The sequence below is a fragment of the Aurantimonas sp. HBX-1 genome (assembly GCF_021391535.1).
Lineage (GTDB): Bacteria > Pseudomonadota > Alphaproteobacteria > Rhizobiales > Rhizobiaceae > Aurantimonas.
In genome coordinates, this window is sequence record NZ_CP090066.1 from 4,309,111 (window position 1) to 4,332,676 (window position 23,566).

The window sequence follows — 23,566 nt, forward strand, 5'->3', positions numbered from 1 at the left end:
CCATGCAGAACGACTATTTTGGTTTCATCGCCTCGGCCTACGGGATTTCCGCGCTGCTCCTCGTCGGGCTCGCCCTGTGGATCGTCCTCGACGCGCGGGCCCAGCGCCGCGCGCTCGCGGCGCTCGAGGACAAGGGCGTGCGCCGGCGCTCCGCCGCCGCGCGCGCGGAGAACCCGTCGTGACCGATCCCGCCGTCCCGACGCCGCGGCCGCGGCGCAACCTCTTCGTGCTCCTGCCGCTGCTGCTGTTCGGCGGGCTGGCGGCGGTCTTCCTCTACCAGCTGGTCTCCGGCCACGATCCGCAGAAGATCCCGTCGGTGCTGATCGGCAAGACCGCGCCGGAAACGACGCTGCCGCCGCTCGAGGGGGTGACGGGGCCGGACGGCCAGGCAATGCCCGGCCTCGACCTTTCCGGTTTCGGCGACGGAAGGCCGGTGCTGGTCAACGTCTTCGCCTCCTGGTGCGGCCCCTGCCGCGAGGAGCATCCGCTGCTAATGGAGCTGGCGCAGGATCCGCGGCTGCGGATCGTCGCGATCAACTACAAGGACAAGCCGGAGAACGCCCGGCGCTTCCTGGACTCGCTCGGCAATCCCTACGCGGCGATCGGCGTCGATCCGGCCGGCACCACGACCATCGACTGGGGCGTCTACGGCGTGCCGGAGAGCTTCCTCGTGGCCCCCGACGGGGAGATCCTGTTCAAGCAGACCGGGCCGTTCACGCCCGAGGCCGTGACCGGTGGGTTGCTGCCGGCGCTGGAGCAGGCGCTGGCGCGCGAGCCGGAAGCCGGGCCGACCAGCTGACGGCGGCGGATTGCCTGCGGCCGGCTGCCGCCATTCCCCGATGCCGATCGCGGACCATGTCTGCCGCATGACCACGCCATCCTTCTCGCTCCGCGCTCCCGAAGACGACGACCTGCCGCGCAAGATCTGCGACAATTGCGGCTTCGTCGCCTACGAGAACCCCAAGATCGTCGTCGGCTCCGTCGTCCGGCACGACGGCCGCATCCTGCTCTGCCGCCGGGCGATCGAGCCACGGCGCGGCTTCTGGACGATCCCGGCCGGCTATCTGGAGTTGAACGAGACGCCGGAGGAGGGGGCGCGGCGCGAGGCGCGGGAGGAGGCCACGGCCGTCCTCGACATCGAGCGGCTGCTGGCGGTCTATTCGGTGCCCCGCATCAGCCAGGTGCAGCTGATTTATCGGGCGCGGCTGGCCGAACCCTCGATCGCCGCAGGGCCGGAGAGCCTTTCGGTCGACCTGTTCGCCTGGGACGACATCCCCTGGCAGGATCTCGCCTTCCCGTCGGTACACTGGGCGCTGGCGCACGAGCGGGCCGCGGCCGAGGGCGCGCCGCCGGTGCCCTTCTCCAATCCGAAAGGCGCGTCCGGCGACACGATGCCGGACGGCCGTTCCCTGAAGCTCGGGGAGTTCTGAGGCCGGGGCCTCAGCCCTGGGCTTCGCCCGTCGTCCGCCGGATCTGCGCGGCGAGCTCTGCGGGCAGCCGCAGCTGCGTCGCCAGCCGGTCGAGATAGGCGCGTTCGGCCGGATGGTCGGCGTCGATGGCCAGCACCGAGGCGGTGTAGACCTCCATGGCGATCTCCGGCGTGGGGGCTTTCGACGCCAGCTGCTCGGGGGTCATCGGCCGGCGCATCTCGTCGATCAGGAAACCCTTCTCCTCGGCATCGAGATCGAGTTCGTCGATGCGGCCGAAGATCGCCTGCTCCTCGTTGGCGTCGATGTAGCCGTCCGCCTTGGCAGCCGCAATCATTGCCGACAGCATCAGCCGCGAGCGCACATCCTCCTCGCCGGCCGGCAGGAAGGCGGTGCCCTTCGGCTCGGGGATCTCGCCCGGCGCGGTGGCGGCCGGGAGCTGCCGAAGCGGCTCAGCGCCCGGCAGCGCGGTCTGGCCCTGCTGCGCCTGGTAGGACTGGTACGCCTTGTAGGCGAGACCGGCGACGAGCGCCGCGCCGCCGAGCTTCAGCGCCGTGCCGCCGAGCTTGCCGACGCCCTTGCCGCGGAAAAGGCTGGAGGCGAGGCCGCCGGCCAGCGCGCCACCCAGCGCGGTGCCGGCGCCGCCCTGGAGCAGGCCGCCGAGGCCGGCCCCGGAGCCGCCGCCCTGCAGCATGCCGCCGAGCTGGTCGACCAGCGAGCCGCCGCCCTGGCCGTCGCTTTTCTGCCCCGGATGGGCGCCCGTCGTGCCCTGTGCGCCGGTGCCGAGGAATTGGCCGAGTAGCTTCTGGATATCCATGGTGACGATGTTCCCGGTTGCGTGTCTGCCCCGGATATCGGCACCGTGTCGGCCGATCGCAATGGCATGAAGGGCCGCGAAAGCCGCAGGCGGCGCTGCGGCGCGTCTCGATTTCGGCGGTTGGCGTTTACGCGTTCTTCACTATCGGGCCTGATTGCGCGCAACCCTCGGTTAGTGTGACATCGCCGCTCTCGCGCGGCCCCCGGTAGTCGGCTATGCAGTCGGTTCAGGGTATCTGCCCGGGATCGATGATCCATTTGTGAGAAGCCGCGTCCGTGCTGTCAGCCGTTCGACTCCGCCATCTCACCACCGTGATCGCCGCATTGACGCTCACCACGTTCTGCCAGGCGAACGATGCCGCCGTGGCGGCCGAGCGCGTGCACGTCGATACGCGAGGCCTGGAGGCCGGGGCGATCATGGTGAGGACATCCGAGCGCCGGCTGTATCTGGTGGTCGGCCCCGACACGGCGATCGTGTACGAGGTCGGCGTCGGGCGGCCCGACCGGCAGTGGACCGGCACCACGACGATCACCGGCAAGTACATTCGCCCGAACTGGGCGCCGCCGCTCGCCGTGCTGCGCGACCGCCCCGACCTGCCGGAGATGATCCCCAGCGGCGCGCCGAACAATCCGATGGGCGAAGCGGCGATGACGCTGGCGGGAGGCGAATACGCCATTCACGGCACCAACCGGCCGGGATCCATCGGCGGCTTCGTGTCCTATGGCTGCATCCGCATGCACAACGCCGACATTCTCGACCTTTACGGACGAGTCGGGGTCGGCACGCCGGTGACGGTCACGCGATGAGCGCGGCCGGGGCCGCCGGCGGCCCCGGTCGGGTTCGTCCTGATCATCCCTGGAGCGCCGCGCGGTCAGCCGTGCAGGGCGTCATGCGGCGCATCGGCGTCCAGCACGCCGCGCAGCGAGGGATGCACGACCAGATGGTCGCGGTAGCTGATGAAGCCCAGCCGGCGGAACTTGTTCATGAAGTAGCAGACTCGGGACCGGGTGGTCCCGACCATCTCGGCCAGCACTTCCTGGCTGACCCTGACCGCGGCGCCGTCGCGGTCGACCTCGGCGAGCAGCAGCAGCAGCCGGGCGAGCCGCTTCTCGCTCGAGTTGAGGATGTGATCGATCAGATCCTCCTCGACGCGGCCGACGCGGGCCGCCAGCCGCGAGACGACCCGGCCGGCAAAATCGGGGTCTTCATGCAACAGGTGCAGGAAAATCGTGCGGTCCCAGCGGAGGATCTTGCAGTCGATGAGAGTGACCGCGGTGGCGTTGCGCACCGGCGGCGGCTCCGCCAGACAGGTCTCGCCGCAGAACGCGCCGGCGCCGAGAACGGCCAAGACGGCGCCCTTGCCATTCGGCGAAAGCGCCGAAACCTTCACCAAACCCCGCTGAATCAGGAAAACCGCGTCTCCCGCGTCCCCCTGGACGAAGATCCGTTCGCCCTTGGCGTAGTCGCAAACGGTCCCGCCGCCTGTCGGGGCCAGGAAGCGGCCCGATGAGCTCGATGGCGAGACCACACTGCCTGCCATGCGCGTATCCGATCACCAACGCAACGTGGCACCGACTCAATGCCAAGTTGAGCAATATTGCTCAGATTCTATCACGAAATGCCATTAAAGGCTTTGTGATAGGGGAAATACCGGGGGTCTTGAAATGAAAGTACTTGCTGGGGTGAAGCTCACTCTGGCCGCGCTCGCGGTCATAGGGGCAGGAGAAACACCGTCGCTCGCACAGAGCCTCGACAGTTTCGGCGTGCTGGCCGGATCGACGGTCACTAACACTGGAACCACCGTCATCAGCGGCAATGTCGGCGTCAGTCCGGGGACCGCGGTGGTCGGCTTTCCGCCCGGCATCGTGACGGCCCCCTATGCGACCTTCCTCAACGACGCGGTCGCGGTCCAGGCGCAGATCGACCTGACGAACCGCTATGTCGACCTGTTCAACCGTCCGGCGACCGCCGTCCTCACCGGGCAGGATCTTGCCGGGCAGACGCTGCTGCCGGGCGTCTACCAGTACGCCACCTCCGCGCAGCTGACCGGCACGCTGACGCTGGACGCGCAGTTCAACCCGAACGCCGTCTTCATCATCAACATCGGCAGCACGCTGACGACGGCCAGCGCCTCGACCGTGTCGCTGATCAACGGCGCGCAGGGAGCCAACGTGTTCTTCGTGGTCGGCAGCTCCGCCACGCTGGGCACCGAGACGACGCTGGCCGGCCAGATCCTCGCCCTGACCAGCATCACGCTCAATACCGGCGCCGACATCCTCTGCGGCGCGGCCCTCGCCCGCAACGGCGCGGTGACGCTGGACACCAACACGATCTCGGTCTGCCCGGCCGCCACGGCGCCGATCGTGCCGGTGGTGACGCCGCCGGTCGTGACGCTGCCCGATGGCACGCCCGTCATCGTGGTGCCGCCCGGCACGCCGGTCGTCACGCCCCCCGATGGCACGCCGGTGGTGACGCTACCGGACGGTACGCCGGTCGTGGTTCTGCCCGACGGCAGCCTGGCGATCGTGGCTCCCGTTGTCCTGCCGACGCCCGCAGCGGTCGAAGCGGCGAGCGGCATCGACGCCTTCATCGCCGGCGGCGGCGAACTGCCGCTGGTGTTCCGCTTGCTGACGCCCGCCCAGACCGTCCTCGTCCTCGAGCAGCTGACCGGCGAGGTGGCGACCGCCGCCGCCCCGGCCGGCCGGCAGGCGATGAACTCGTTCATGTCGGAAGTCTTCGATCGCATGAACGATGACCAGGGACCCTATGCCCCGGCGGTCGTCGAGCAGGTGCCGGAGGCGCCCGCCACGGTCCGGGTTCTCGGCTACGGGCCGGAAGCCGGCACGACCCTTCAGATGCTCGGCGGCGTGGCCATGTACGGCGCCCCGGTCGCCGCCCCCCCGCCGGTCCAGAAACCCTGGAACGGCTGGATCTCGGCCTACGGCCAGGCGACGCGCACCGACGGCGACAGCGGCTGGGGATCGCATGATCGCGAGATCGACACGGCGGGCGTGGCGGTCGGCATGGACTATGCGGTGACCCCCGACACGATCGTCGGCTTTGCCGTCGGCCTCGGCAGGAGCACGTTCGGTCTCGACGGCGCCAGCGGCTCCGGCGACGCCGACATGGCGCATGCGGCGATCTACGGCCGCACCAATTTCGACGCCGCCTATGTCGCGGCCTCGGTTGCGGTGGGCTACAGCGACGTCTCGACGGAGCGCGACCTGACGATCGGGGTCACCGAGCGTTTCGAAGCCGACTACTCGGCCTGGAACGTCGCCGGGCGGGTGGAAACCGGCTATCGCTTCGACGTTCCGGAAATCGCGGCCATTCCCGGCCGCGGCTGGGTCACGCCCTATGCCAGCCTGCAGGTCCAGCAGTACTACATGCCGGACTACAGCGAGTCCTCTGACACCGGCTCGGTCTTCGCCCTCGACATCGACTCGAACGATTCGACCGGCGTGCGAACCGAACTCGGCGCCCGCTTCGGCCAGCGCATTCCGCTCTCCGACGACGCGACACTGAAGCTGCGTAGCCGGCTCGCCTGGGCCCATGACGAGGTCTCGGGGGAAACCCTTAACGCCAGCTTCCGGGCATTGCCGGGATCGGACTTCCAGATCAAGGGCGCCGATGAATCGGGCGACTACCTGCTTGCCTCGGCGGGCGCGGAGATCGCCTGGTCGAGCGGCCTGTCGGTCGGCGGCTACTTCGACAGCGAGCTGTCCGAGGACTCCACCACGCTCTCCGGCATCGGGCGGATCAGCTACCGCTGGTAGCAGGCCGCGGACGGGCGGGGGCCAGCCCCCGCCCGCGGGATTCAGCCGGTGCTGGTGTCGGCCGCCCGCGGCTCCAGCGCGTGCCGCTTCAGGAGCGGGATCTGGGTCAGCATGAAGGCGATGGTGATCGGCATCGTGCCCCAGACCTTGAACGCCACCCAGGTATCGGTCGAGAAGTTCCGCCAGACCACCTCGTTGAGCACCGCCAGGAAGAGGAAGAACATGCCCCAGCGCAGCGTCATCTTGCGCCAGCCCTCGGCGTCGAGCTTGAAGGCCTGGTCGAAGACGTAGCCGAGCAGCGCCTTGCCAAAAACGAGGCCGCCGAGCAGGACCGAGCCGAAGAGCGCGTTGACGATGGTCGGCTTCATCTTGATGAAGGTCTCGTCCTGCAGCCACAGCGTCAGCGTCCCGAACACCAGCACCACCGCGCCGGAAACCAGCGGCATGATCGGCAGGGTGCGGGTGATCGCCCACGAGACCGACAGCGAGATTGCCATCGCGGCCATGAACAGGCCGGTGGCGATGAACAGCGGCTCGCCGAACTCCCGCAGCACCGGGAAGGCCTCGGCCAGTTGCTCGCCCCGCGAGTTGGCGAAGAAGAAGACCAGCAGCGGCCCCAGCTCCAGCCCGAACTTCAGCAGCGGGTTCATTTCCTTGCGGGCCGGGCTGTTCGGCTCTTCCTCGATGATGTGGTCGCGCATGGAGACTCCGTGTTCGGCGTGGCTATCGGGCAGGAAGCCGGCGAATGCGAGGCATCGCCGAAACAATCGCCGGCCCGGTGCGGCTAGACTTCCGCGGTCGTGCCCGCAATCGCATCGGCGAAATCCTTCGCCTTGAACGGCTCGAGATCGTCGATCCCCTCGCCGACGCCCACAAAATAGACGGGCAGCTTATGTTTGGCGGCGATGGCGACGAGGATGCCGCCGCGCGCCGTGCCGTCAAGCTTGGTCATCACCAGCCCGTTCACCCCCGCGACGTTGCGGAAGATCTCCACCTGCTGCAGCGCGTTCTGGCCGGTGGTGGCGTCGAGCGTCTGCAGCACCGTATGCGGCGCATCGGCTTCGCGCCGCTGCAGCACCCGGACGATCTTCTCCAGCTCGGCCATCAGTTCCGTCTTGTTCTGCAGCCGTCCGGCCGTGTCGATGATCAGCACGTCGGAGCCGTTCTCGATGGCGCGGTCATAGGCCTCGTAGGCAAGGCCCGCGGCATCGGCGCCGATCGCCTTGGCGACGACTTCCGAGCCGGTCCGCTCGCCCCAGATCCGCAGCTGCTCCACCGCCGCGGCGCGGAACGTGTCGCCGGCGCAGAGCGTCACCTTGAGCCCGGCGCGGGTCAGCTTGGCAGCGAGCTTGCCGATCGTCGTGGTCTTGCCGGTGCCGTTGACGCCGACGACGAGAATGACGTGCGGCTTCTTCTCGAGGTCAAGCTCCAGCGGCACCGCGACCGGCGCCAGGGTCTTCTCGACCTCCTGGGCGAGGATGCTGCGGACCTCCGCCCCCGAGATCGTCCGGCCGAAGCGGCCCTCCGACAGACGGTCGGTGATGCGTAGCGCCGTCTCGAGGCCGAGATCGGCCCGGATCAGCACGTCCTCGAAATCCTGCAGCGTCTCCTCGTCGAGCTTGCGGGCGGTGAAGATCGAGCCGATCGAGCCGGTCAGCTGGCTGGACGAGCGGGACAGGCCTTCGCGCAGGCGCAGCAGCCAGGGCGCGCGCACCGGCTCGGCGGCGGGGGCCGGCGCCTGGCGCAGACGGAAGCCGGCGTCCGGGTCGATCGGCGGGTGGGCAGGAGACGGCGCGAGCGGGGCCTCATCTGCCGGCGCGCCGAAGCTCGGGTCGATCCGCGCTGCTTCCGGCGCAACGCTGTCCTCCTCTTCCGGCGGCAGGTCCGCGTCCAGCCAGGAGAAGTCGGCCTCGTCCGCGTCCTCGGGGCCGTGGCCGTCGAGGTGGTCGTCTTCGGATGCGGGCGCGACAGGCGGCGCGGCCGCTTCGGCTTCGAGGGAAGGCTCGCGCGTCTCGCCGTCTACCGGCGGAACGCCGGGCTCGAGGAAAGAGAAGTCGACGTCGGCCGGCTCCGGCTCGGGGGCCTCGAGGAAGGAGAAATCCGCCCCGTCTTCCTCGTCTTCCGACGCTTCAGTCAGCCAGTCGGAGTTTTTTTTTGAGCCGGGTCCGAGTGGTAGTCGGATTTTGCGTCCGCGTCCGCGGCCATCTCGGCGAGCGGGGTGATGCCGCCGCCGTCGTCGCCGGCACCTGTCGCCGCGCCGGCGCCCGCCTCGTCGTCGGCGACGGAACTGGCGGCCGCGACTGGCCGGACCTCCGGATCGGGCGATTCCGGCCTGCCGTATTCGCTGTCCGAGGCGCGCGGCGTCGTGCCCTCGGCGGGCGTGCGCTCGGCCTCCGTGTCGGAGCCGAAGGAGAAGACGCGCCGAAAGAAGCTCTTGTTGTCAGCCATGGATCCCGTTCTCGGCCTGTGCGGCCAGTGGGGCGCGGGAGGCATCGCTGCTCCACAGTCGCGCCTGCAGTTTTCCGTTCTCTTGCGTCGCAATGATAGCGTCGACGATCTCGCCGGGGAGGCCTGCGTCGATCCGGCAATGGGTAAAGTCCTCGCAGCGGCCGCCGCCGCCGCGCTCGACGAGCACCGACTGGCGGGTGCCGACCAGTCTCGCCTGATGCGCCTTCAGCGCCGCGTCGCCGCGGGCGCGCAGCCGGGCGGCGCGCTCCTTGATCACTTGTGGCGGCAGCTGCGGCATGCGCGCGGCGGGGGTCCCCTCGCGCGGCGAGAACGGGAAGACGTGGAGATGCGTCAGGCCGCAATCCTTAACCAGCGCCAGCGTGTTCTGAAACATCGCCTCGGTCTCGGTCGGGAAACCGGCGATGAGGTCGGCGCCGTAGACGATGTCGGGGCGGCGCGCCCGCATGGTCTGGCAGAAATCGATCGCGTCTTGGCGCGAGTGGCGGCGCTTCATGCGCTTCAGGATCATGTCGTCGCCGGCCTGCAGCGACAGATGCAGATGCGGCATCACCCGCCGGTCCGAGCCGATCACCTCGACCAGCACGTCGTCGGCTTCGACGGAATCGATGGAGGAGAGCCGCAGCCGGCGCAAGGCCGGCACATGGACGAGGATCGCCTGCACCATGTCGCCGAGCCGCGGCGAGCCCGGCAGGTCAGCGCCCCAGCTGGTCATGTCGACGCCGGAGAGCACGACCTCGTTGTAGCCGCCGTCGACGAGCCGCCGGACCTGGTCGACCGCCGCGCCCATCGGCACGGAGCGGGAATTGCCGCGGCCGAAGGGAATGATGCAGAAGGTGCAGCGGTGGTCGCAGCCGTTCTGGATCTGCACGATGGCGCGGGCGCGGCCCTCGATCGCATCGACCATGTGGCCGGCGGTCTCGGTGACGCTCATGATGTCGTTGACGCGGATCTTCTCCTCGGCGCCGACGCCGAAATCCGGCAGCCCGCGATAGGACTGCGCCGCCAGCTTGTCCGCGTTGCCGATCACCGCGTCGACCTCGGCCATCGCCGCGAAGCGGCCGGGCTCGGTCTGCGCGGCGCAGCCGGTGACGACAATCCGCGCCTCGGGGTTGTCGCGGCGGGCGCGGCGGATCTGCTTGCGCGCCTGGCGCACGGCTTCCTCGGTGACGGCGCAGGTGTTGAAGAGGATCGCCGGGCGCGCTTCGCCGCCGAGGCCGGCGGCCTCGGCCTCGCGCCGCATGACCTCCGCCTCGTAGGTGTTGAGGCGGCAGCCGAAGGAGACGATCTCGACGCCCATCAGGCCGGCACCGGCTCGCCGTCGCGTTCGAAGGCACCGGTTGCCGGATCGAGCCGTCCCGACCATTCCCATTCGGCGGGACCGGTCATCACCACATGGTCGTCGTCGCGCCACTCGATCAGCAGGTCGCCGCCGGGGACGGTGACGGTGACGATCCGGTCGGTGCGGCGCGTGCGGGCGGCCGAGACGGCGGCAGCACAGGCCGCCGAGCCGCAGGCGCGGGTGAGGCCGACGCCGCGCTCCCAGGTGCGCAGCGTCAGCGCGGCGCGGCCGGTGACGCGGGCGATGGAGATGTTGGCGCGCTCGGGAAAGATCGGATGGTTCTCGAGGATCGGGCCGAACCGGTCGAGCTCGTAATCCCAGACGTCCCGGTCCACCCAGAAGATCGCGTGCGGGTTGCCCATCGAGGCGACGGATGGCGAATGCAGCACCGGCGCGTCGATCGGCCCGATCTGCAGCTCGATCGCCCGCGTGTCGGCGAATTCTTCGGCCAGCGGAATGTCGTTCCAGGCAAAGCGCGGCATGCCCATGTCGACGGCGATCAGCCCGTCCGGGCGCTCTCCGGCGGCAAGCAGGCCGGCGCGGGTCTCGAAGGTGAAGTCCCGCCGGCCGGTCTCGGCGGCGAGCGCCTGGACGACGCAGCGCGTGCCGTTGCCGCACGCCTCGGCCTCGGAGCCGTCGCGGTTGATGATGCGGATGTAGGCATCGGTGCCGGGGGTCAGCGGATCGTGGATCGCCATGATCTGGTCGAAACGCGTCGCGTCGACGGCCGCCAGGGCTCGCGCCGCGTCGGCGGCGATACGCGCGTTGCCGCCGCGCAGGTCGGCAACGAGGATCTCGTTCCCCAGCCCGTTCATCCGCGCGAACGGGACCCAATGCCCGTCAGAAGTTTCGGCCCTGTCCGTCATGACGGCTATATGGCCGATCGACCCTGAAATTGGAAGGATCGGGGCTCGGCGCCCCGATCCATGAAGGTGGTTCAGTTGGCCGGGGCGGGGGCCGGCGCCGCATTGCCGCCATCCGGGACGACATCGACGTCCGGCATGTCGACGTCGGGGACGTTGACGTCCGGCGTGTCGATGGTGACGTTGGTGTCGCCGCCACCGCCGCCGCCGGTGAGCCGGTCACCGAAGAGGAAGAACGCGCCGACGACGATGACGACGATCAGCAGGCCGGCAATCAGCCAGCCCGAGCCGCCGCCCCCACCGCCGCTGCCGCCGCGGTCGTTGTTGACGATGACGGTGCGATCGCGCTCCGGGCGGGTGTCGTGGGGATCGGTCATGGATGGGTCCTTGCGAGAGGCGGACCGGTCGAGGCCGGCTGCGGCCACGACCCGATGGCGCGGTCCCGAGGGATCACGACAGGGGCAATGGCGACGCGAGCCGGACGCGCCCGTTGCCGCGGCGTTCCTTCGGCAGATTGAATGCCGCAGCCGGCCTATCGTTCCACAAGCGACCTTTGCATTCGCAACGGCTCTCATTTCTCCCAGTCGACGCCGATGGCCTCCCGGTCGAGTTCCCGGGCTTCCTGGCGGATCTCGCGGCTTTCCTCGAGATCGGCCGCGTCCTTTTCCGTCGGCAGTTCGGCATTCCCGTTCGAGTCCGTCAGGGCGAGGCTGAAATACATCGGGAAGTGGTCGGAGCCGCTGTAGGGCAGCCGCCGCATCGCCACGAGACGGAAGCGGGCGTCATGGAAGAGATGATCCAGCGGCCAGCGCAGGAACCAGAAGCGTGCGTCGAAGGAGCTGTAGAAGCCTCGGCCGATGCGCGGATCCAGAAGCCCGGAAAGGCGCTGGAAGAGCCGGGTCGTGTGCGACCATGCCACGTCGTTGAGGTCGCCGCAGACGATGGAGGGCATCGTGTCGCCGTCGACGAGTTGGGCGACTTTCAGCAGTTCCCCGTCGCGGCCGGCGGAGTCGATGTGCGGCACCGGCGGTTCCGGATGGACGCAATAAATCCGGAAGCTCTGGCCGTCGGGGAGCGTCACCCGGGCGATGATCGAGGGGACCTCGTCCATGACCAGATTCTGGACCTGCACATCCGACAATTCGTGGCGCGAATAGAGCGCCATCCCGTAGGCGTTGCCGAGCGGCTGAACGACCTGGTGGGGCCGCCCCTCGCCGATCGGAGCAAGCGCGTCGGTCCAGGCCTGGTCGACTTCCATCAAGAGGGCGATGTCGGGGTCCGCGTCGAGCACCGCCTGGACCGTCCGGGCATAGTCGCGGTTCGACATCTTGACGTTGGACGACAGGATCGAGACGACGTTAGGGGCGTCGCTCGGGCCGGCGAAGCGCTCCGACTGGGCCCGCCGGAGTGGGGTGAACTGCACGATGCAGGCCGCCTGGACGACGGCGACGACGGCTTGGCCGGCGAGCAGCGTCCACAGCCATCGCGGGTCGTCGACGAGCCAGATCGTGAAGGCTGCGAGCACGCCGGTGAGGGCGAGGATCTGCAGCCGCGGGAACGACAGGGTGCGCACGAAGCCGTGGGCTATGCGCACGAAGGAGAGCCCCGTCGCAGCGAGGAACAGCACCGTGAGCACGGCAAGAACCAGATGCGTGCCCATGCTCAACGACCCTGTCCCGCCCGGAGAGCCGACACCCTGCCGTGGCCATGATGCAGGCCAACCCCAACCGTCGCCATGCCAAGCTCCCAGTCTGTGTCGCGCAAGGTGGCCGTCCAGCCTGCGGCGGATCGAAACGGACGCTCTCGCGATCGGCCGGCGTGCCGGCAAAGGGCTGCTGTCCCACCAGCCCCGAAGTAGGGGAGTGCCCTGCCGGTTCCATTGTGCTGACCGAGCCAGGCGCCGGACGGCCGGAATTTGACAATTGGCGGCGCTTGGTGTTTCTGCCGAGCCATATCCGCGACTAGCCGTCCGCGACACGCCGACCGGGTCCCTCTTTCGCAAGAGCCGCCCGGAGGTCACCATCCGCCAGCGATTTTCGCCCGCGGATGCCGTCATGCTTTGCGCATGGCATGTGTTCGGGGCCGGCTTGCCGCACCACCTTCCGGTACGACGCCGGAAGGACGGAAGGAAGCCTTGATGTTCGATTCACTCCAGGACCGTCTCGGGTCCATCCTGAACGGCCTCACCGGCCGCGGCGCGCTGTCCGACAAGGATGTCGCCGCCGCGCTGCGCGAGGTCCGTCGGGCGCTGCTCGAGGCCGATGTCGCGCTGGAAGTCGTCCGGGACTTCACCGACCGGGTACGCGCCAAGGCCGTCGGCGCCGAGATCCTGAAGTCGATCAAGCCCGGCCAGATGGTCGTCAAGATCGTCCATGACGAGCTGATCGCGACGCTCGGCGAGACCCAGGTCCCGATCGACCTCAACGCGCCGGCGCCGGTCGTGGTGATGATGGTCGGCCTGCAGGGCTCGGGCAAGACCACGACCTCCGGCAAGATCGCCAAGCGGCTCACCGAGAAGCAGCGCAAGAAGGTGCTGATGGCCTCGCTGGACACGCGCCGGCCGGCCGCCCAGGAGCAGCTCAAGGTGCTCGGCGAGCAGACCGGCGTCGCGACGCTGCCGATCATCGCCGGCCAGGGCCCGGTCGAGATCGCCATCCGCGCCGAGCAGGCCGCCCGCCTCGGCGGCTACGACGTCGTCATCCTCGACACCGCCGGCCGCACGCATATCGACGAGCCGCTGATGGCCGAAATGGCCGAGATCAAGGCGCGCGCCCGGCCGCACGAGATCCTGCTGGTCGCCGACAGCCTGACCGGCCAGGACGCGGTGAACCTTGCCCGCTCCTTCGACGAGCGCGTCGGCATCACCGGCATCGTCTTGACCCGCGTCGACGGCGACGGGCGCGGCGGCGCGGCCCTCTCCATGCGCGCGGTCACCGGCAAGCCGATCAAGCTGATCGGTACCGGCGAGAAGATGGACGCGCTGGAGGATTTCCATCCGGCCCGCATCGCCGATCGCATCCTCGGCATGGGCGACATCGTCTCGCTGGTCGAGAAGGCCGCCGAGAACATCGACGCGGAACAGGCCGCGGCGATGGCCAAGCGGATGCAGTCCGGCAAGTTCGACCTCAACGATCTCGCCGAGCAGATCCGCCAGATGCAGAAGATGGGTGGCATGGGCGGCATGATGGGCATGATGCCCGGCATGGGGAAGATGAAGGACCAGATGTCGGCGGCCGGTCTCGACGACAAGATGCTGAAGCGCCAGCTCGCGGTGATCGGCTCGATGACGCCGAAGGAGCGGGCCAATCCCGACATCCTCAAGCACTCGCGCAAGAAGCGCATCGCCGCCGGCTCCGGCACCTCGTCGGCGGAGATCAACAAGCTCCTGAAGATGCACCGCCAGATGGCCGACGTCATGAAGTCCATGGGCAAGGGCAAGGGCGGCATGATGCAGAAGATGATGGGCGGGCTGGCCGGCAAGATGGGCCTCGGCGGCATGCCGGGGATGGGCGGCGGCATGCCCGACCTGTCGAAGATGGACCCCAAGGAGCTCGAGGCGATGGCCCGGGCGGCGCAGGGCGGCGGCGGCATGCCCGGCTTGCCGCAGGGCCTCGGCGGCATCGGCGGACTGCCGGGACTGCCGGGTGGCGCGCCGCGCCTGCCGGGCCTGCCGGGGAAGAAGAAATGACCGTCCTGCCGTCATCCGGCTTCGACGAGGCCGACCCGAAGACCCGGCTTGCCGCGCTGCGCCGCTCGATCGACAATATCGACGCCGCGCTGATCCACATCCTGGCCGAGCGCTTCCGCTGCACGAAGGTGGTGGGCGCGCTGAAGGCCGAGAACCAGTTGCCCCCGGCCGATCCGGCCCGGGAGCGAGAGCAGATCGAACGGCTGCGCCGGCTTGCCCACGACGCCGAACTCGATCCGGAATTCGCGGAGAAATTCCTGAACTTCATCGTGAAGGAAGTCATCCGCCACCACGAAGCCATCGCCGCCGCGCGCGGCATGCCATCATCGACAGGAGAATGAAATGCCCTTGAAAATGCGTCTGGCCCGGGCCGGCTCGAAGAAGCGCCCCTACTACCACATCGTCGTCGCCGACGCGCGCAGCCCGCGCGACGGCCGCTTCGTCGAGCAGCTGGGTTCGTGGAACCCGCTGCTGCCGAAGGACGCGCAGCGCGTCACGCTGAAGGAAGACCGCATCAAGCATTGGCTCGGCGAAGGCGCCCAGCCGACCGACCGGGTGCTGCGCTTCCTCGACCAGGCGGGCATCGCCAACCGCCCCGAGCGCAAGAACCTGACCAAGGGCCTGCCGGGCAAGAAGGCGCAGGAGCGCGAGGCCGAGCGCAAGCAGCGCGAGGAAGACGCCGCGACTGCCGCCGCCGAGGCCGAAGCCGCCAAGAACGCGCCGGCCGAGGAAGAGACGACTTCCGCAGAGTAAGCGTCGGACCAGTTTCGGCTGCAAGTTGACGGATGTGAGTGGACGGCGCCCAAGGGCGCCGTTCCCTTAAGCGGGCCCAGCGGCCCTGGCGTGAGGGTGCGAACATGCCGCCTGCCGAAACCTCTTCGGATCATCTGCCCGGAACCGATGCCTTCGAGCTGGCTCCCGTGCCGCTCTGGCTGGAGGATTTCAGCGGCGTGAAGGCGCTGCTCGACGAATGGCGCGCCGGCGGTGTCACCGACCTGCGGGCGCATCTTGCCGCCGATCCCGAGCGCGTGCGGGAAGCCACCCGCCGGATCGGCCTGATCGCCGTCAACCAGCGAACGCTCGAACTCTTCGAGGCTTCGAGCTACGCCGAACTGTCGGACAATCTCGACCGGGTATTCTCCGGCGACATGCTGTCGACCCATGTCGACGAGCTTGCGCAGCTCTGGGACGGCCAGGACAATTTCACCAGCCTGGCGGTCAACTACACGCTCTCCGGCCGCCGCCTCGACGTGCAGCTGAAGGCCCGCATCCTGCCCGGCCACGAGGCGGACTGGGGCCGCGTGCTGGTGGCCACCGAGGATGTCACCGAGCGCGAGAGCGGCCGGCGTCGGATCGCCGAGAGCGAGGCCTTCGCCCGCGGCCTGTTCGAGCATTCGCCGATCTCGCTCTGGGTCGAGGATTTCAGCGTGGTCAAGCGGCTGATCGACGAGGTGCGCGAGCGCGGCGTCGTGGATTTCCGCACCTTTCTCGACGTGCATCCGGATTTCGTCGCCCGCTGCATGAGCGAGATCCGCGTGATCGACGTCAATCGGCACACGCTCGAGCTGTTCAAGGCCGCGGACAAGGCGACGCTGCTCGCGCGGCTCGCCGAAGTGTTCCGCGACGGGATGGAGCAGCATTTCCGCGAGCAGCTCGTGGACCTGTGGCACGGCAAGCTGTTCCAGCAGCGCGAGGTGGTGAACTACTCGCTGGAGAACGAGGAACTGCACGTCCACATGCAGTTCTCGGTGTTCCCGGGGCACGAGTCGGACTGGTCGCTGGTGCAGGTGGCGCTCGCCGACATCACCGCCCGCAAGAAGGCCGAGGCCTATCTCGAATATCTCGGCAAGCACGACATCCTGACCCGCCTCTACAACCGCTCGTTCTTCGTCGACGAGCTCAACCGGCTGGAGCGCAAGGGCCCGGAGCCGGTGACGCTGGTCGTGGCCGACCTCAACGGCCTGAAGGAGGTCAACGACACGCTCGGCCATGCGGCGGGCGACGCGCTGCTGCGGCGGGCCGGCGAGGTGCTGAACGAGGCGGTCGCCAGGCCGAGCCACGCGGCCCGCATCGGCGGCGACGAGTTCGTGGTGATGATGCCGGCCAGCGGCGCCGAGGAGGGCGCGCGGATGATCGCGTCGATCCAGGAACTGGTGGAGGTGAACAACCAGTTCTATCCCGGCTCTCGGCTCTCCTTCTCGCTCGGCATGGCGACGGCCGAGCCCGGCGAGCGGCTGGAGGACGCGGTGCGCCGGGCCGACCAGCTGATGTACGCCGCCAAGCGCGAGCACTATGCCAATCCCGACCGCGACCGGCGCCAGGAAACGGCGGCGGAGCCGGCCGAAGCGCAGCCCGCCGTCTGACTTGCCGAATCCGCCCGATGGCGGCATGGATCGGTGCCAGCCGCAAGGATCGCCGAGACCGATGCCGAATTCTCCGTCCGCGCCCGCCCATCCCGTACTGCTTGCCGTCGTCGGCGGGGCGCACGGCATCAAGGGCGAATGCCGCGTCCGATCGCTCACCGAGGACCCGACGGCGCTCGGTGCCTACGGACCGCTCTTCGACGCCGCGGGCAATCGCTACACCGTCAAGTCGGCGCGGGCGCAGAAGAACGTCGTGGTGGTGCGCTTTGCCGAAGTCACGGACCGCAACCACGCCGAACGGATCAACGGCCGGGAACTCTTCGTCGATCGCTCGGTGCTGCCCGAGCCCGAGGACGACGACGAATTCTATCTCGGCGACCTGGTCGGGCTGGCGGTGCAGACGATCGCCGGCGATCCCGTCGGGAAGGTCGTCGCCTTCCATGATTTCGGCGCCGGCGACATCGTCGAGATCCAGCCGCCGGGCGGGCCTACGCTGATGATCCCGTTCTCGGCCGCGGCGGTGCCCGAACTCGACGTCGACGCCGGCGTGATGATCGTCGATCCGGTCGCCGCCGGGCTGGTGGAGACGCAGGACGACGACGAACCGGGGCCGGACGACGGGGCGCCGACGGACCGGGCCTGAGCCGCGGGCCGCCCGCCGGTTTGCCTTCCCGGCCGCGCCGACCTATCCCCTGCGCCAGGAGCGGCGGCGCCGCTCGCCACAGGATCGGGAGCCACCAATGATCATCGTCGCCGGAACCCTTCGCCTTTCGCAGCAGGATCTCGACGCCCTGCGCGCCGACGCCGTCGCGGTCATCTCCGCCACGCGCGCCGAACAGGGCTGCCTGGTCTATTCCTTCGCCGAGGACCTGCTCGAGCCCGGCCTGGTGCGGATCTACGAGGAATGGGAGAGCCGCGAGGATCTCGCCCGGCACGGCAAGGCCGATCACATCGCCGCCTGGCACGCCGCGCTGAAGCGCGTGACGGTGCACGCCCGCGACCTGAAGATCGTCGAGGTCGCCAGCAGCGAGCCGCTGGCCTGAGACGACGATGGGCTTTCGCGCGACGGTCCTGACGCTCTATCCGGAGATGTTTCCGGGCCCGCTCGGCGTATCGCTGGCGGGCCGCGCGCTGGAGCGCGGCGACGTCACGCTGGAGACCGTCCAGATCCGCGACTTCGGCGTCGGCCGCCACCGCATGGTCGACGACACGCCGTCCGGCGGCGGCGCCGGCATGGTCATGCGGGCCGACGTGCTGGCGGCGGCGATCGACCACGCGGCGCCCGTCGGCGACGCCCGGCCGCGGCTGCTGATGAGCCCGCGCGGCCGGCCGCTCGACCAGCGCCGCGTCCGCGCGCTGGCGGCCGGCGAGGGCGCGGTCATCGTCTGCGGCCGCTTCGAGGGCGTCGACGAGCGGGTCATCGCGGGGCGCGGGCTCGAGGAAGTGTCGATCGGCGACTACATCCTCTCCGGCGGCGAGATCGCCGCCCTGGTGCTGCTCGACGCCGTGGTGCGCCTGCTGCCGGGGGTGATGGGCAACGCGCTGTCCGGCGAGGCCGAGAGCTTCGAGGCGGGGCTCCTGGAGCATCCGCACTACACCCGCCCCGCCGAATGGGAGGGGCAGGCGATCCCGGCGGTGCTGACCTCGGGGGACCACGGCGCGGTGGAACGCTGGCGCCGGGCGGAGGCGGAGCGGATCACCGCCGCGCGGCGACCGGATCTGCTCGGGCGCTGACGTCCGGATAAGACGTTCGTTCCGACTAACGCTTGTCGAGCACGTCGTGCCATTCGGCGTGGCGGTCGAACTGCGCCTTGGCGAACGGGCAGAGCGGCAGGATCGAGCGCCCGGCGCTGCGCGCGTCCTCTACCGCCCGCCGCACCAGGTGCTCGCCCACCTTGCGGCCACGCCAGGCATCCGGAACGCTGGTGTGGTCGATGATCAGCAGGCGGGCGCCGGCCCGGCTGTAGCTCATCTCCGCCTCCAGCCCGTCGCGCCGCAGCAGGTAGCGCCCCTTGGCGGGACCTTCCTCGCGCTGGATGTCGGCCGGGTCGAGCGGCGTCGGTTCGGGCAGGTTCTCGGCCGCCGGTTCGGGCCTTGCCGTCACGTCGCGTGGGCGGCCCGGAACGCCGGGAGCACATTCCAGCGCATCGCGGTCCCATTTGCCGAGGCTTGCCGCGCCCCGGTAGGTGGATTCGAGGAAGGCCAGCAGCGTGGCGTCGGGATCGGCGGCTTCCCGCACCGCGTCGTAGGGCAGGACGAACTCGCCGAGACCGCTCGCCCAGAAGGCCGCTTCCGGTTCGATCGTCGCGGCCGAATAGCCGGCCGGCGTCGGATAGGCGTAGGCATAGAAGGCGGGATAGTCGATGCCGCCACCGCCCGGCCAGAACCCCGCCGAGGCGACCTCGTGGTCGTAGGCCTCGCGGGTGATGCTGTCGGGCAGAGCCGGGATGCCCCCCGGATGCAGCGGCGCGGTGCGGCCTGAAAAGCGGGTCACGGCGAGATCGAAGCTGCCCCAGAAGAAATGCGACGGGCTCTGCTTGCCGAGAAACGAGGTGCGGAAGGCCTTGAACACCCGGTCGGCGGCGACGGTCGCGCGGAAGAAGCGCGTCACGGCGTCGGCGTCGTAGGGCCGGTCGCGGTGGTCGTCGACGAAGGCGACGGGATCGGCGACCTCGTTGGGCCGGCCGTTGAAGCGCGGCGTGCCGCCGAGTTCGCCGACCAGCGCCACGAACCGGGCGTGGAACGCCGCCACCGTCATCGGCTCCAGCGCGAAGCTCTCGATGCCGCCGTCGCTGTTCGTCCCGATGACCCGGTGGTCGAGAAGGTCGAAGACGATCTCGATCCCCGGACCATCGGGTATCGGCGACGTCGTCAGGCCGCGGGCCGTCACGTAGAGCGTGGCGGTCCAGGAATGGTTGAGCCAGGGCGTGTGCGCCAGCCGATACTTGCCGACGATCTGCGTATAGAGCTGCAGCGCCTGGCAGGTCTCCCGCCAGGCGAGATAGGGAATGTCAGGCCAGTGCCGCGCCATGGGTCATCTCCGGTCTCGATCCGGAAAGCCTAGCACCCGCCGCCGCGCGCCGCAGCCTCGAGTCGGCGCTGTCCCCGGGTTCAGCCGGTGACGAAGTAGTAGCCGGCGAGAAACAGGCCGACGGCGACGACGAAGCTGCGCACCACGACCTGCGGCACGCGCCGGGCCATCCAGACGCCGGCATAGCCGCCCAGCGCGACGCCGGGGATCATCGCCAGCGCCCCGATCCAGTAGACGACGCCGCCGGAGACGAAGACGACGATGGCGACGATGGCGATGACGTTCGCGAGCAGGTTCTTCAGCGCATTCAGACGGTGATAGTCGCCGCTCTCCGTCAGTCCCAGCGTCGCCAGCATCATGATCCCCATGCCGGCGCCGAAGAAGCCGCCATAGATCGACGTGACGAACTGCACGATCGGGCCGGCGATGCGGCTGCGGGGCGCCGTCTCGTGGCGATCGCGCGACGGCGCGATCCAGGGACCCGCGGCGAACAATGCGGTGGCCGCGAGCAGCAGCCAGGGCACCAGCGCCGCAAATTCCTCGTTGTCGAGATAGAGCAGGAACAGCGCCCCGCCGAGCGAGCCGACGACCGACACCGCCGCCAGAATCAGCGCGCTGCGCCAGAACCGCCTGATGTCCGTCAGATAGGCGAGCGACGAGGTCATGTAGCCTGGAAGCTGCGCGATCGAGGAGGTGGCGTTGGCCACGATCGGGGGAACGCCGATCAGGCTGAGCGCGCCGAAGGTGATGAAGGTGCCGCCGCCCGCCACGGCGTTGATCGCGCCCGACAGGAAGCCGGCCACGAACAGGAGGGCGATGACGAGAAGGGACATGGCAGGCTTTCGGAAATACGACGAAGACAGCCGTCCGCGAGGCGGTTGCACGGCAGCTGTCGGCGGGAGGCCCTGCGGCATCGCACGATCGGCCGCGAAAGAGCAAGCGCCGGAATGCCGGAGACGGGACATTTGCGGCGGTTTCGCCGGGTGCCCTAGTGACAAACCGCCGGAAGCCGTGTAAGGGCCAGTCCGATTTCCTCAGAATAACTTGACCGTCACGGCGGCCATGTCGGGGTTAAGACGCCTTTCCGGCATGAAACGAATTGAGGCTATGCCATGAACATCATTTCCGAACTCGATGCGGCCGAAGCTGCGCGCATCAATGCCATCCGCCAGATCCCGGACTTCTCCGCCGGCGACACGCTGCGGGTGAACGTCCGCGTCACCGAAGGCACGCGCACGCGCGTGCAGGCCTATGAAGGCGTGTGCATCGCCCGCGCCGGCGCCGGCTTCCAGGAGAACTTCACCGTCCGCAAGATCTCCTATGGCGAGGGCGTCGAGCGCGTCTTCCCGGTCTATTCGCCGATGCTCGATTCGGTCGAGGTCGTGCGGCGCGGCAAGGTGCGGCGCGCCAAGCTCTATTACCTGCGCGATCGTCGCGGCAAGTCGGCCCGTATCGTCGAGGCCTCCAATGCCCGCGCCCGCAAGCTGAACGACGACGCCCGCCAGGTCGCCGCGGATGCGCGCGACAAGGCGAAGGCGGAGAAGGAAGCGGCAAAGACGGCGACCGCCGCCGCCGAATAAATCCCGGCCCAGGTCGGAACGACGCGAAAGCGGCCCCTGCGGCCGCTTTTTGCGTTTGTGCGGAAAATTCGTCGGATACCAAGGGGCAGGCGGCAGGCCGCCGGCGCGGCCGCATCAGTTGCCGTGATCGCCCTGCGCTGTCGTGGCACGCACCGTCGAGGACCAGCCCCAGCGGATGCCGGCCCAGAGGCGCTCATGCGCGAGGTAGGTGAAGAAGCCGAGGAGGCAGGAGGCGAGCGCGAGGCCCCCGCCGGCGGTGAGCGAACCGGTGAACAGGAAGCCGAGCACCGACATGGTGACGAGGCCGAGCGCTTGCCACGAGGCGGCTTTGGCGATGCTCCGGCTGCGTGTCTCCATGCTGCTTCCTGGCTCCTGGTCGGCCGAATCCGCCCGCCAGCCATGGCGGCCGGCGGCGAAACGCGGGTGAGATTCGAGATGCGGAGCGAGGGAGCCTCTGGCTGTCCGTCGTCCGCGGGTGACCCCCGTCTTCTAGGCCAAAGCGGCCAAGGGAGGAATCCCGCGAATTTTCATGCACCGAGTCACGTTCGCAGAATTTCTTCGCAAAACGTGATAATCGTCATCAGATGGACAAGAGAGACCGATCCCGGCTGTTCCGCGAACGGCTCGCCGCCGCCATGGCCGCGCGCGGCCTTTCCAAGAGCGCGCTGGCGCGCGCCACCCAGGCCGACCGCTCGACCGTCTCGCTGATCCTCTCCTCCGACGACGGACGCCTGCCGAACGCCCAGTTCGCCGCCGAGGCGGCCTTCGCGCTCGGCGTCTCCTGCGACTGGCTGCTCGGCCTGACCGACCGGCGCGAGCGCGGCGCCGACATGCTCGAGGCGGCAATGCGTATCGAGGAGGCGGCGCGCGCGCCGTCCGACGAGTCGATGTATCGCTGGCACGAGGAAGCGCGCGGCTACAAGATCCGGCACGTGCCGGCGACGCTGCCGGACATGCTGAAGTCGGAAGACGTGCTGCGCTTTGAGTATGGCGACTTTCTCGGCCGCACCACCGACCAGGCGATCGCCGACATGCGGCAGCGCCTCGCCTATCTGCAGGCGCCGGACACCGACTACGAGATCGCCATGCCGATCGACGCGCTCGAGGGCTTCGCCGCGGGCGAGGGCTACTGGCGCGGTCTGCCGGCCGCGGAGCGGCGGGCGCAGCTGGAGCGGATGCGGCGCCTGAGCGAGGAGCTCTATCCCTCGCTCAGGCTCTATCTGTTCGACCGCAAGAAGGTGTTCTCGGCCCCGGTGACGATCTTCGGGCCGCTGCAGGCCGCGGTCTATGTCGGCCGCTTCTACATGGCCTTTCGCGAGCGGCGCCAGGTACTGGAATTGACCCGTCACTTCGACGGGCTGGTGCGCGAGGCCGATTTCGAGGCCAAGCACACGCCGCGCTTCATCGAGGGCCTGGCGGTGCCGGACTGACGCTCAGCCGGCCGGCATGGTCGGCGGCGCGAAGACGATGTACGGCGTCGTCGGCTCCTCGCCCGGCGGAACGGCGGCAGGCGCCGGCTCGCCGGGTTCGCCCAGCGAGCGGATGTAGAGATAGAGCGACCGCATGTCGGTCTCCGGCATCGCCTGCAGGTTGAAATACGGCATCGGCGGCAAGGTCTTCAGCGTCTTCAGGTGCTGGACGAAACCGGCCTCGTCCCGCTCGGCCGCGACCAGGCGGAGATTGGCGGCATAGGTCGTGCCCCAGGGGCCGCGAAAGCCGAGGGGGGCGCCGGTGAAGGCCGCTGCGGGGTCGAGCTTGCCGCCGGACTCCATGTAGCCGGCGGTGTGGCAGTCGTGACAGCCGCTGACGGTGGCGACGACGCGGCCCCGCTCCACGGAGGGGGCGGGATCGCCGGCGAAGGCCGGCAGGGCGGAAAGCGCGGCGGTCGCCGCGACGAGCATGGCAAGGGTGATGTGGCGCATGGACGGTTCCTGTGAAGAACAGAAGAGCCCGCCGTTCCGACCCGTCATGGGGCGGTTCTCCGGCGACGGCATGGGCATGCGTATATCAGGCACGTTTCGGCGCGCGATTGTCTGGCGTCACAGCTGTTGCTATGTTCGGACCATGTTCCGGATCGCCAAGCCGCGGGCGCGGCCGCATTTACCGACGAGCGAGGGCTTTGCCAAGCTCTCCGATCGCGCGCGCCTGCCGGGCCGGTTCTTCTACCGCCTGGTCGTCGCCGGCGGCCATTAGCCGGCCGCCAGTCGTCGTGA

The 23,566-nt window shown here is 69.2% G+C and carries 28 protein-coding genes; 15 read left to right on the plus strand and 13 right to left on the minus strand.

Going from position 1 to position 23,566, the window contains the following annotated elements; genetic code table 11:
* The first annotated feature begins 2 nt into the window (after window positions 1–2).
* The 3 genes from ccmD (at window position 3) to LXB15_RS20385 (ending at window position 1,430) form a co-directional block, all read left to right on the plus strand.
* The gene (gene ccmD / locus LXB15_RS20375) at window positions 3–182 is read left to right on the plus strand and encodes a heme exporter protein CcmD (RefSeq protein WP_233950171.1); all 180 of its coding nucleotides are present in this window, start codon (window positions 3–5) and stop codon (window positions 180–182) included.
* Complete coding sequence (locus LXB15_RS20380; RefSeq protein ID WP_233950172.1) at window positions 179–799, plus strand: DsbE family thiol:disulfide interchange protein; 621 nt, start codon at window positions 179–181, stop codon at window positions 797–799. The genes ccmD and LXB15_RS20380 overlap by 4 nt, the downstream gene beginning before the upstream one ends.
* A 67-nt stretch (window positions 800–866) precedes the next feature.
* Complete coding sequence (locus tag LXB15_RS20385; protein WP_233950173.1) at window positions 867–1,430, plus strand: NUDIX hydrolase; 564 nt, start codon at window positions 867–869, stop codon at window positions 1,428–1,430.
* A 10-nt stretch (window positions 1,431–1,440) separates the two neighbouring features.
* Here the strand turns inward: LXB15_RS20385 and LXB15_RS20390 are convergent, their stop codons facing one another.
* On the minus strand, window positions 1,441–2,244 hold the full coding sequence (locus tag LXB15_RS20390; RefSeq protein ID WP_233950174.1) for a tellurite resistance TerB family protein: 804 nt from the start codon (window positions 2,242–2,244) through the stop codon (window positions 1,441–1,443).
* Window positions 2,245–2,660: 416 nt separating this feature from the next.
* On the opposite strand from LXB15_RS20390, the gene LXB15_RS20395 reads away from it, so the two are divergent.
* Window positions 2,661–3,050: a L,D-transpeptidase gene (locus LXB15_RS20395; RefSeq protein ID WP_233953270.1), complete on the plus strand. Its 390-nt coding sequence runs from the start codon at window positions 2,661–2,663 to the stop codon at window positions 3,048–3,050.
* A 65-nt stretch (window positions 3,051–3,115) separates the two neighbouring features.
* Here LXB15_RS20395 and LXB15_RS20400 read toward each other — a convergent pair whose 3' ends face one another.
* Window positions 3,116–3,784: a Crp/Fnr family transcriptional regulator gene (locus tag LXB15_RS20400; protein ID WP_233950175.1), complete on the minus strand. Its 669-nt coding sequence runs from the start codon at window positions 3,782–3,784 to the stop codon at window positions 3,116–3,118.
* A gap of 124 nt (window positions 3,785–3,908) precedes the next feature.
* Between LXB15_RS20400 and LXB15_RS20405 the strand changes: the two genes are divergently transcribed.
* Window positions 3,909–6,020: an ice-binding family protein gene (locus LXB15_RS20405; RefSeq protein ID WP_233950176.1), complete on the plus strand. Its 2,112-nt coding sequence runs from the start codon at window positions 3,909–3,911 to the stop codon at window positions 6,018–6,020.
* A 41-nt stretch (window positions 6,021–6,061) separates the two neighbouring features.
* Here LXB15_RS20405 and LXB15_RS20410 read toward each other — a convergent pair whose 3' ends face one another.
* The 7 genes from LXB15_RS20410 to LXB15_RS20440 form a co-directional block, all read right to left on the minus strand.
* Complete coding sequence (locus tag LXB15_RS20410; protein WP_233950177.1) at window positions 6,062–6,721, minus strand: septation protein A; 660 nt, start codon at window positions 6,719–6,721, stop codon at window positions 6,062–6,064.
* Window positions 6,722–6,804: 83 nt separating this feature from the next.
* Entirely contained in the window at window positions 6,805–8,157 is a 1,353-nt protein-coding gene (gene ftsY, locus LXB15_RS20415) for a signal recognition particle-docking protein FtsY (protein ID WP_233953271.1), read from the minus strand.
* Entirely contained in the window at window positions 8,154–8,468 is a 315-nt protein-coding gene (locus LXB15_RS20420) for a hypothetical protein (RefSeq protein WP_233950178.1), read from the minus strand. The genes ftsY and LXB15_RS20420 overlap by 4 nt, the downstream gene beginning before the upstream one ends.
* Window positions 8,461–9,786, minus strand: a complete 1,326-nt coding sequence (mtaB, locus tag LXB15_RS20425) for a tRNA (N(6)-L-threonylcarbamoyladenosine(37)-C(2))-methylthiotransferase MtaB (RefSeq protein ID WP_233950179.1) — start codon at window positions 9,784–9,786, stop codon at window positions 8,461–8,463. The genes LXB15_RS20420 and mtaB overlap by 8 nt, the downstream gene beginning before the upstream one ends.
* Window positions 9,786–10,643: a diaminopimelate epimerase gene (gene dapF, locus LXB15_RS20430; RefSeq protein WP_370640140.1), complete on the minus strand. Its 858-nt coding sequence runs from the start codon at window positions 10,641–10,643 to the stop codon at window positions 9,786–9,788. The genes mtaB and dapF overlap by 1 nt, the downstream gene beginning before the upstream one ends.
* Before the next feature lie 122 nt (window positions 10,644–10,765).
* On the minus strand, window positions 10,766–11,068 hold the full coding sequence (locus tag LXB15_RS20435; RefSeq protein ID WP_233950181.1) for a hypothetical protein: 303 nt from the start codon (window positions 11,066–11,068) through the stop codon (window positions 10,766–10,768).
* Window positions 11,069–11,262: 194 nt separating this feature from the next.
* A complete protein-coding gene (locus LXB15_RS20440; protein ID WP_233953272.1) occupies window positions 11,263–12,351 on the minus strand; it encodes an endonuclease/exonuclease/phosphatase family protein in 1,089 nt (362 codons plus the stop codon).
* 477 nt (window positions 12,352–12,828) lie between these two features.
* Here LXB15_RS20440 and ffh point away from each other — a divergent pair, with 477 nt between their 5' ends.
* The 7 genes from ffh to trmD all read left to right on the plus strand — a co-directional run bounded on the left by ffh (window position 12,829) and on the right by trmD (window position 18,476).
* The gene (gene ffh / locus LXB15_RS20445) at window positions 12,829–14,379 is read left to right on the plus strand and encodes a signal recognition particle protein (RefSeq protein WP_233950182.1); all 1,551 of its coding nucleotides are present in this window, start codon (window positions 12,829–12,831) and stop codon (window positions 14,377–14,379) included.
* Entirely contained in the window at window positions 14,376–14,720 is a 345-nt protein-coding gene (locus tag LXB15_RS20450; protein ID WP_233950183.1) for a chorismate mutase, read from the plus strand. The genes ffh and LXB15_RS20450 overlap by 4 nt, the downstream gene beginning before the upstream one ends.
* Before the next feature lies 1 nt (window position 14,721).
* The gene (gene rpsP, locus LXB15_RS20455) at window positions 14,722–15,132 is read left to right on the plus strand and encodes a 30S ribosomal protein S16 (RefSeq protein WP_233950184.1); all 411 of its coding nucleotides are present in this window, start codon (window positions 14,722–14,724) and stop codon (window positions 15,130–15,132) included.
* Window positions 15,133–15,236: 104 nt separating this feature from the next.
* Window positions 15,237–16,742 carry a GGDEF domain-containing protein gene (locus LXB15_RS20460; RefSeq protein ID WP_233950185.1) on the plus strand — a complete coding sequence of 502 codons (1,506 nt, stop codon included), beginning with the start codon at window positions 15,237–15,239 and terminating at the stop codon, window positions 16,740–16,742.
* Window positions 16,743–16,803: 61 nt separating this feature from the next.
* Complete coding sequence (gene rimM / locus LXB15_RS20465) at window positions 16,804–17,385, plus strand: ribosome maturation factor RimM (protein ID WP_233950186.1); 582 nt, start codon at window positions 16,804–16,806, stop codon at window positions 17,383–17,385.
* A gap of 97 nt (window positions 17,386–17,482) precedes the next feature.
* A complete protein-coding gene (locus LXB15_RS20470; protein WP_233950187.1) occupies window positions 17,483–17,785 on the plus strand; it encodes a putative quinol monooxygenase in 303 nt (100 codons plus the stop codon).
* 7 nt (window positions 17,786–17,792) lie between these two features.
* Window positions 17,793–18,476, plus strand: coding sequence for a tRNA (guanosine(37)-N1)-methyltransferase TrmD (gene trmD / locus LXB15_RS20475; protein WP_233950188.1), 684 nt, complete (start codon window positions 17,793–17,795; stop codon window positions 18,474–18,476).
* Window positions 18,477–18,501: 25 nt separating this feature from the next.
* Here the strand turns inward: trmD and LXB15_RS20480 are convergent, their stop codons facing one another.
* Entirely contained in the window at window positions 18,502–19,773 is a 1,272-nt protein-coding gene (locus LXB15_RS20480) for a DUF5996 family protein (protein WP_233950189.1), read from the minus strand.
* 80 nt (window positions 19,774–19,853) lie between these two features.
* The gene (locus LXB15_RS20485) at window positions 19,854–20,606 is read right to left on the minus strand and encodes a sulfite exporter TauE/SafE family protein (RefSeq protein WP_233950190.1); all 753 of its coding nucleotides are present in this window, start codon (window positions 20,604–20,606) and stop codon (window positions 19,854–19,856) included.
* Between the two features lie 279 nt (window positions 20,607–20,885).
* Between LXB15_RS20485 and rplS the strand changes: the two genes are divergently transcribed.
* Window positions 20,886–21,353: a 50S ribosomal protein L19 gene (gene rplS / locus LXB15_RS20490; protein WP_233950191.1), complete on the plus strand. Its 468-nt coding sequence runs from the start codon at window positions 20,886–20,888 to the stop codon at window positions 21,351–21,353.
* 114 nt (window positions 21,354–21,467) lie between these two features.
* On the opposite strand, the gene LXB15_RS20495 is transcribed toward rplS, so the two are convergent.
* Complete coding sequence (locus LXB15_RS20495) at window positions 21,468–21,710, minus strand: DUF2061 domain-containing protein (RefSeq protein ID WP_233950192.1); 243 nt, start codon at window positions 21,708–21,710, stop codon at window positions 21,468–21,470.
* Between the two features lie 227 nt (window positions 21,711–21,937).
* Here LXB15_RS20495 and LXB15_RS20500 point away from each other — a divergent pair, with 227 nt between their 5' ends.
* Entirely contained in the window at window positions 21,938–22,783 is an 846-nt protein-coding gene (locus LXB15_RS20500) for a transcriptional regulator (protein WP_233950193.1), read from the plus strand.
* A 3-nt stretch (window positions 22,784–22,786) separates the two neighbouring features.
* On the opposite strand, the gene LXB15_RS20505 is transcribed toward LXB15_RS20500, so the two are convergent.
* Window positions 22,787–23,275, minus strand: a complete 489-nt coding sequence (locus tag LXB15_RS20505) for a hypothetical protein (RefSeq protein ID WP_233950194.1) — start codon at window positions 23,273–23,275, stop codon at window positions 22,787–22,789.
* Here LXB15_RS20505 and LXB15_RS20510 point away from each other — a divergent pair.
* The gene (locus LXB15_RS20510; protein WP_233950195.1) at window positions 23,265–23,546 is read left to right on the plus strand and encodes a hypothetical protein; all 282 of its coding nucleotides are present in this window, start codon (window positions 23,265–23,267) and stop codon (window positions 23,544–23,546) included. The genes LXB15_RS20505 and LXB15_RS20510 overlap by 11 nt on opposite strands.
* Window positions 23,547–23,566 lie beyond the last annotated feature (20 nt).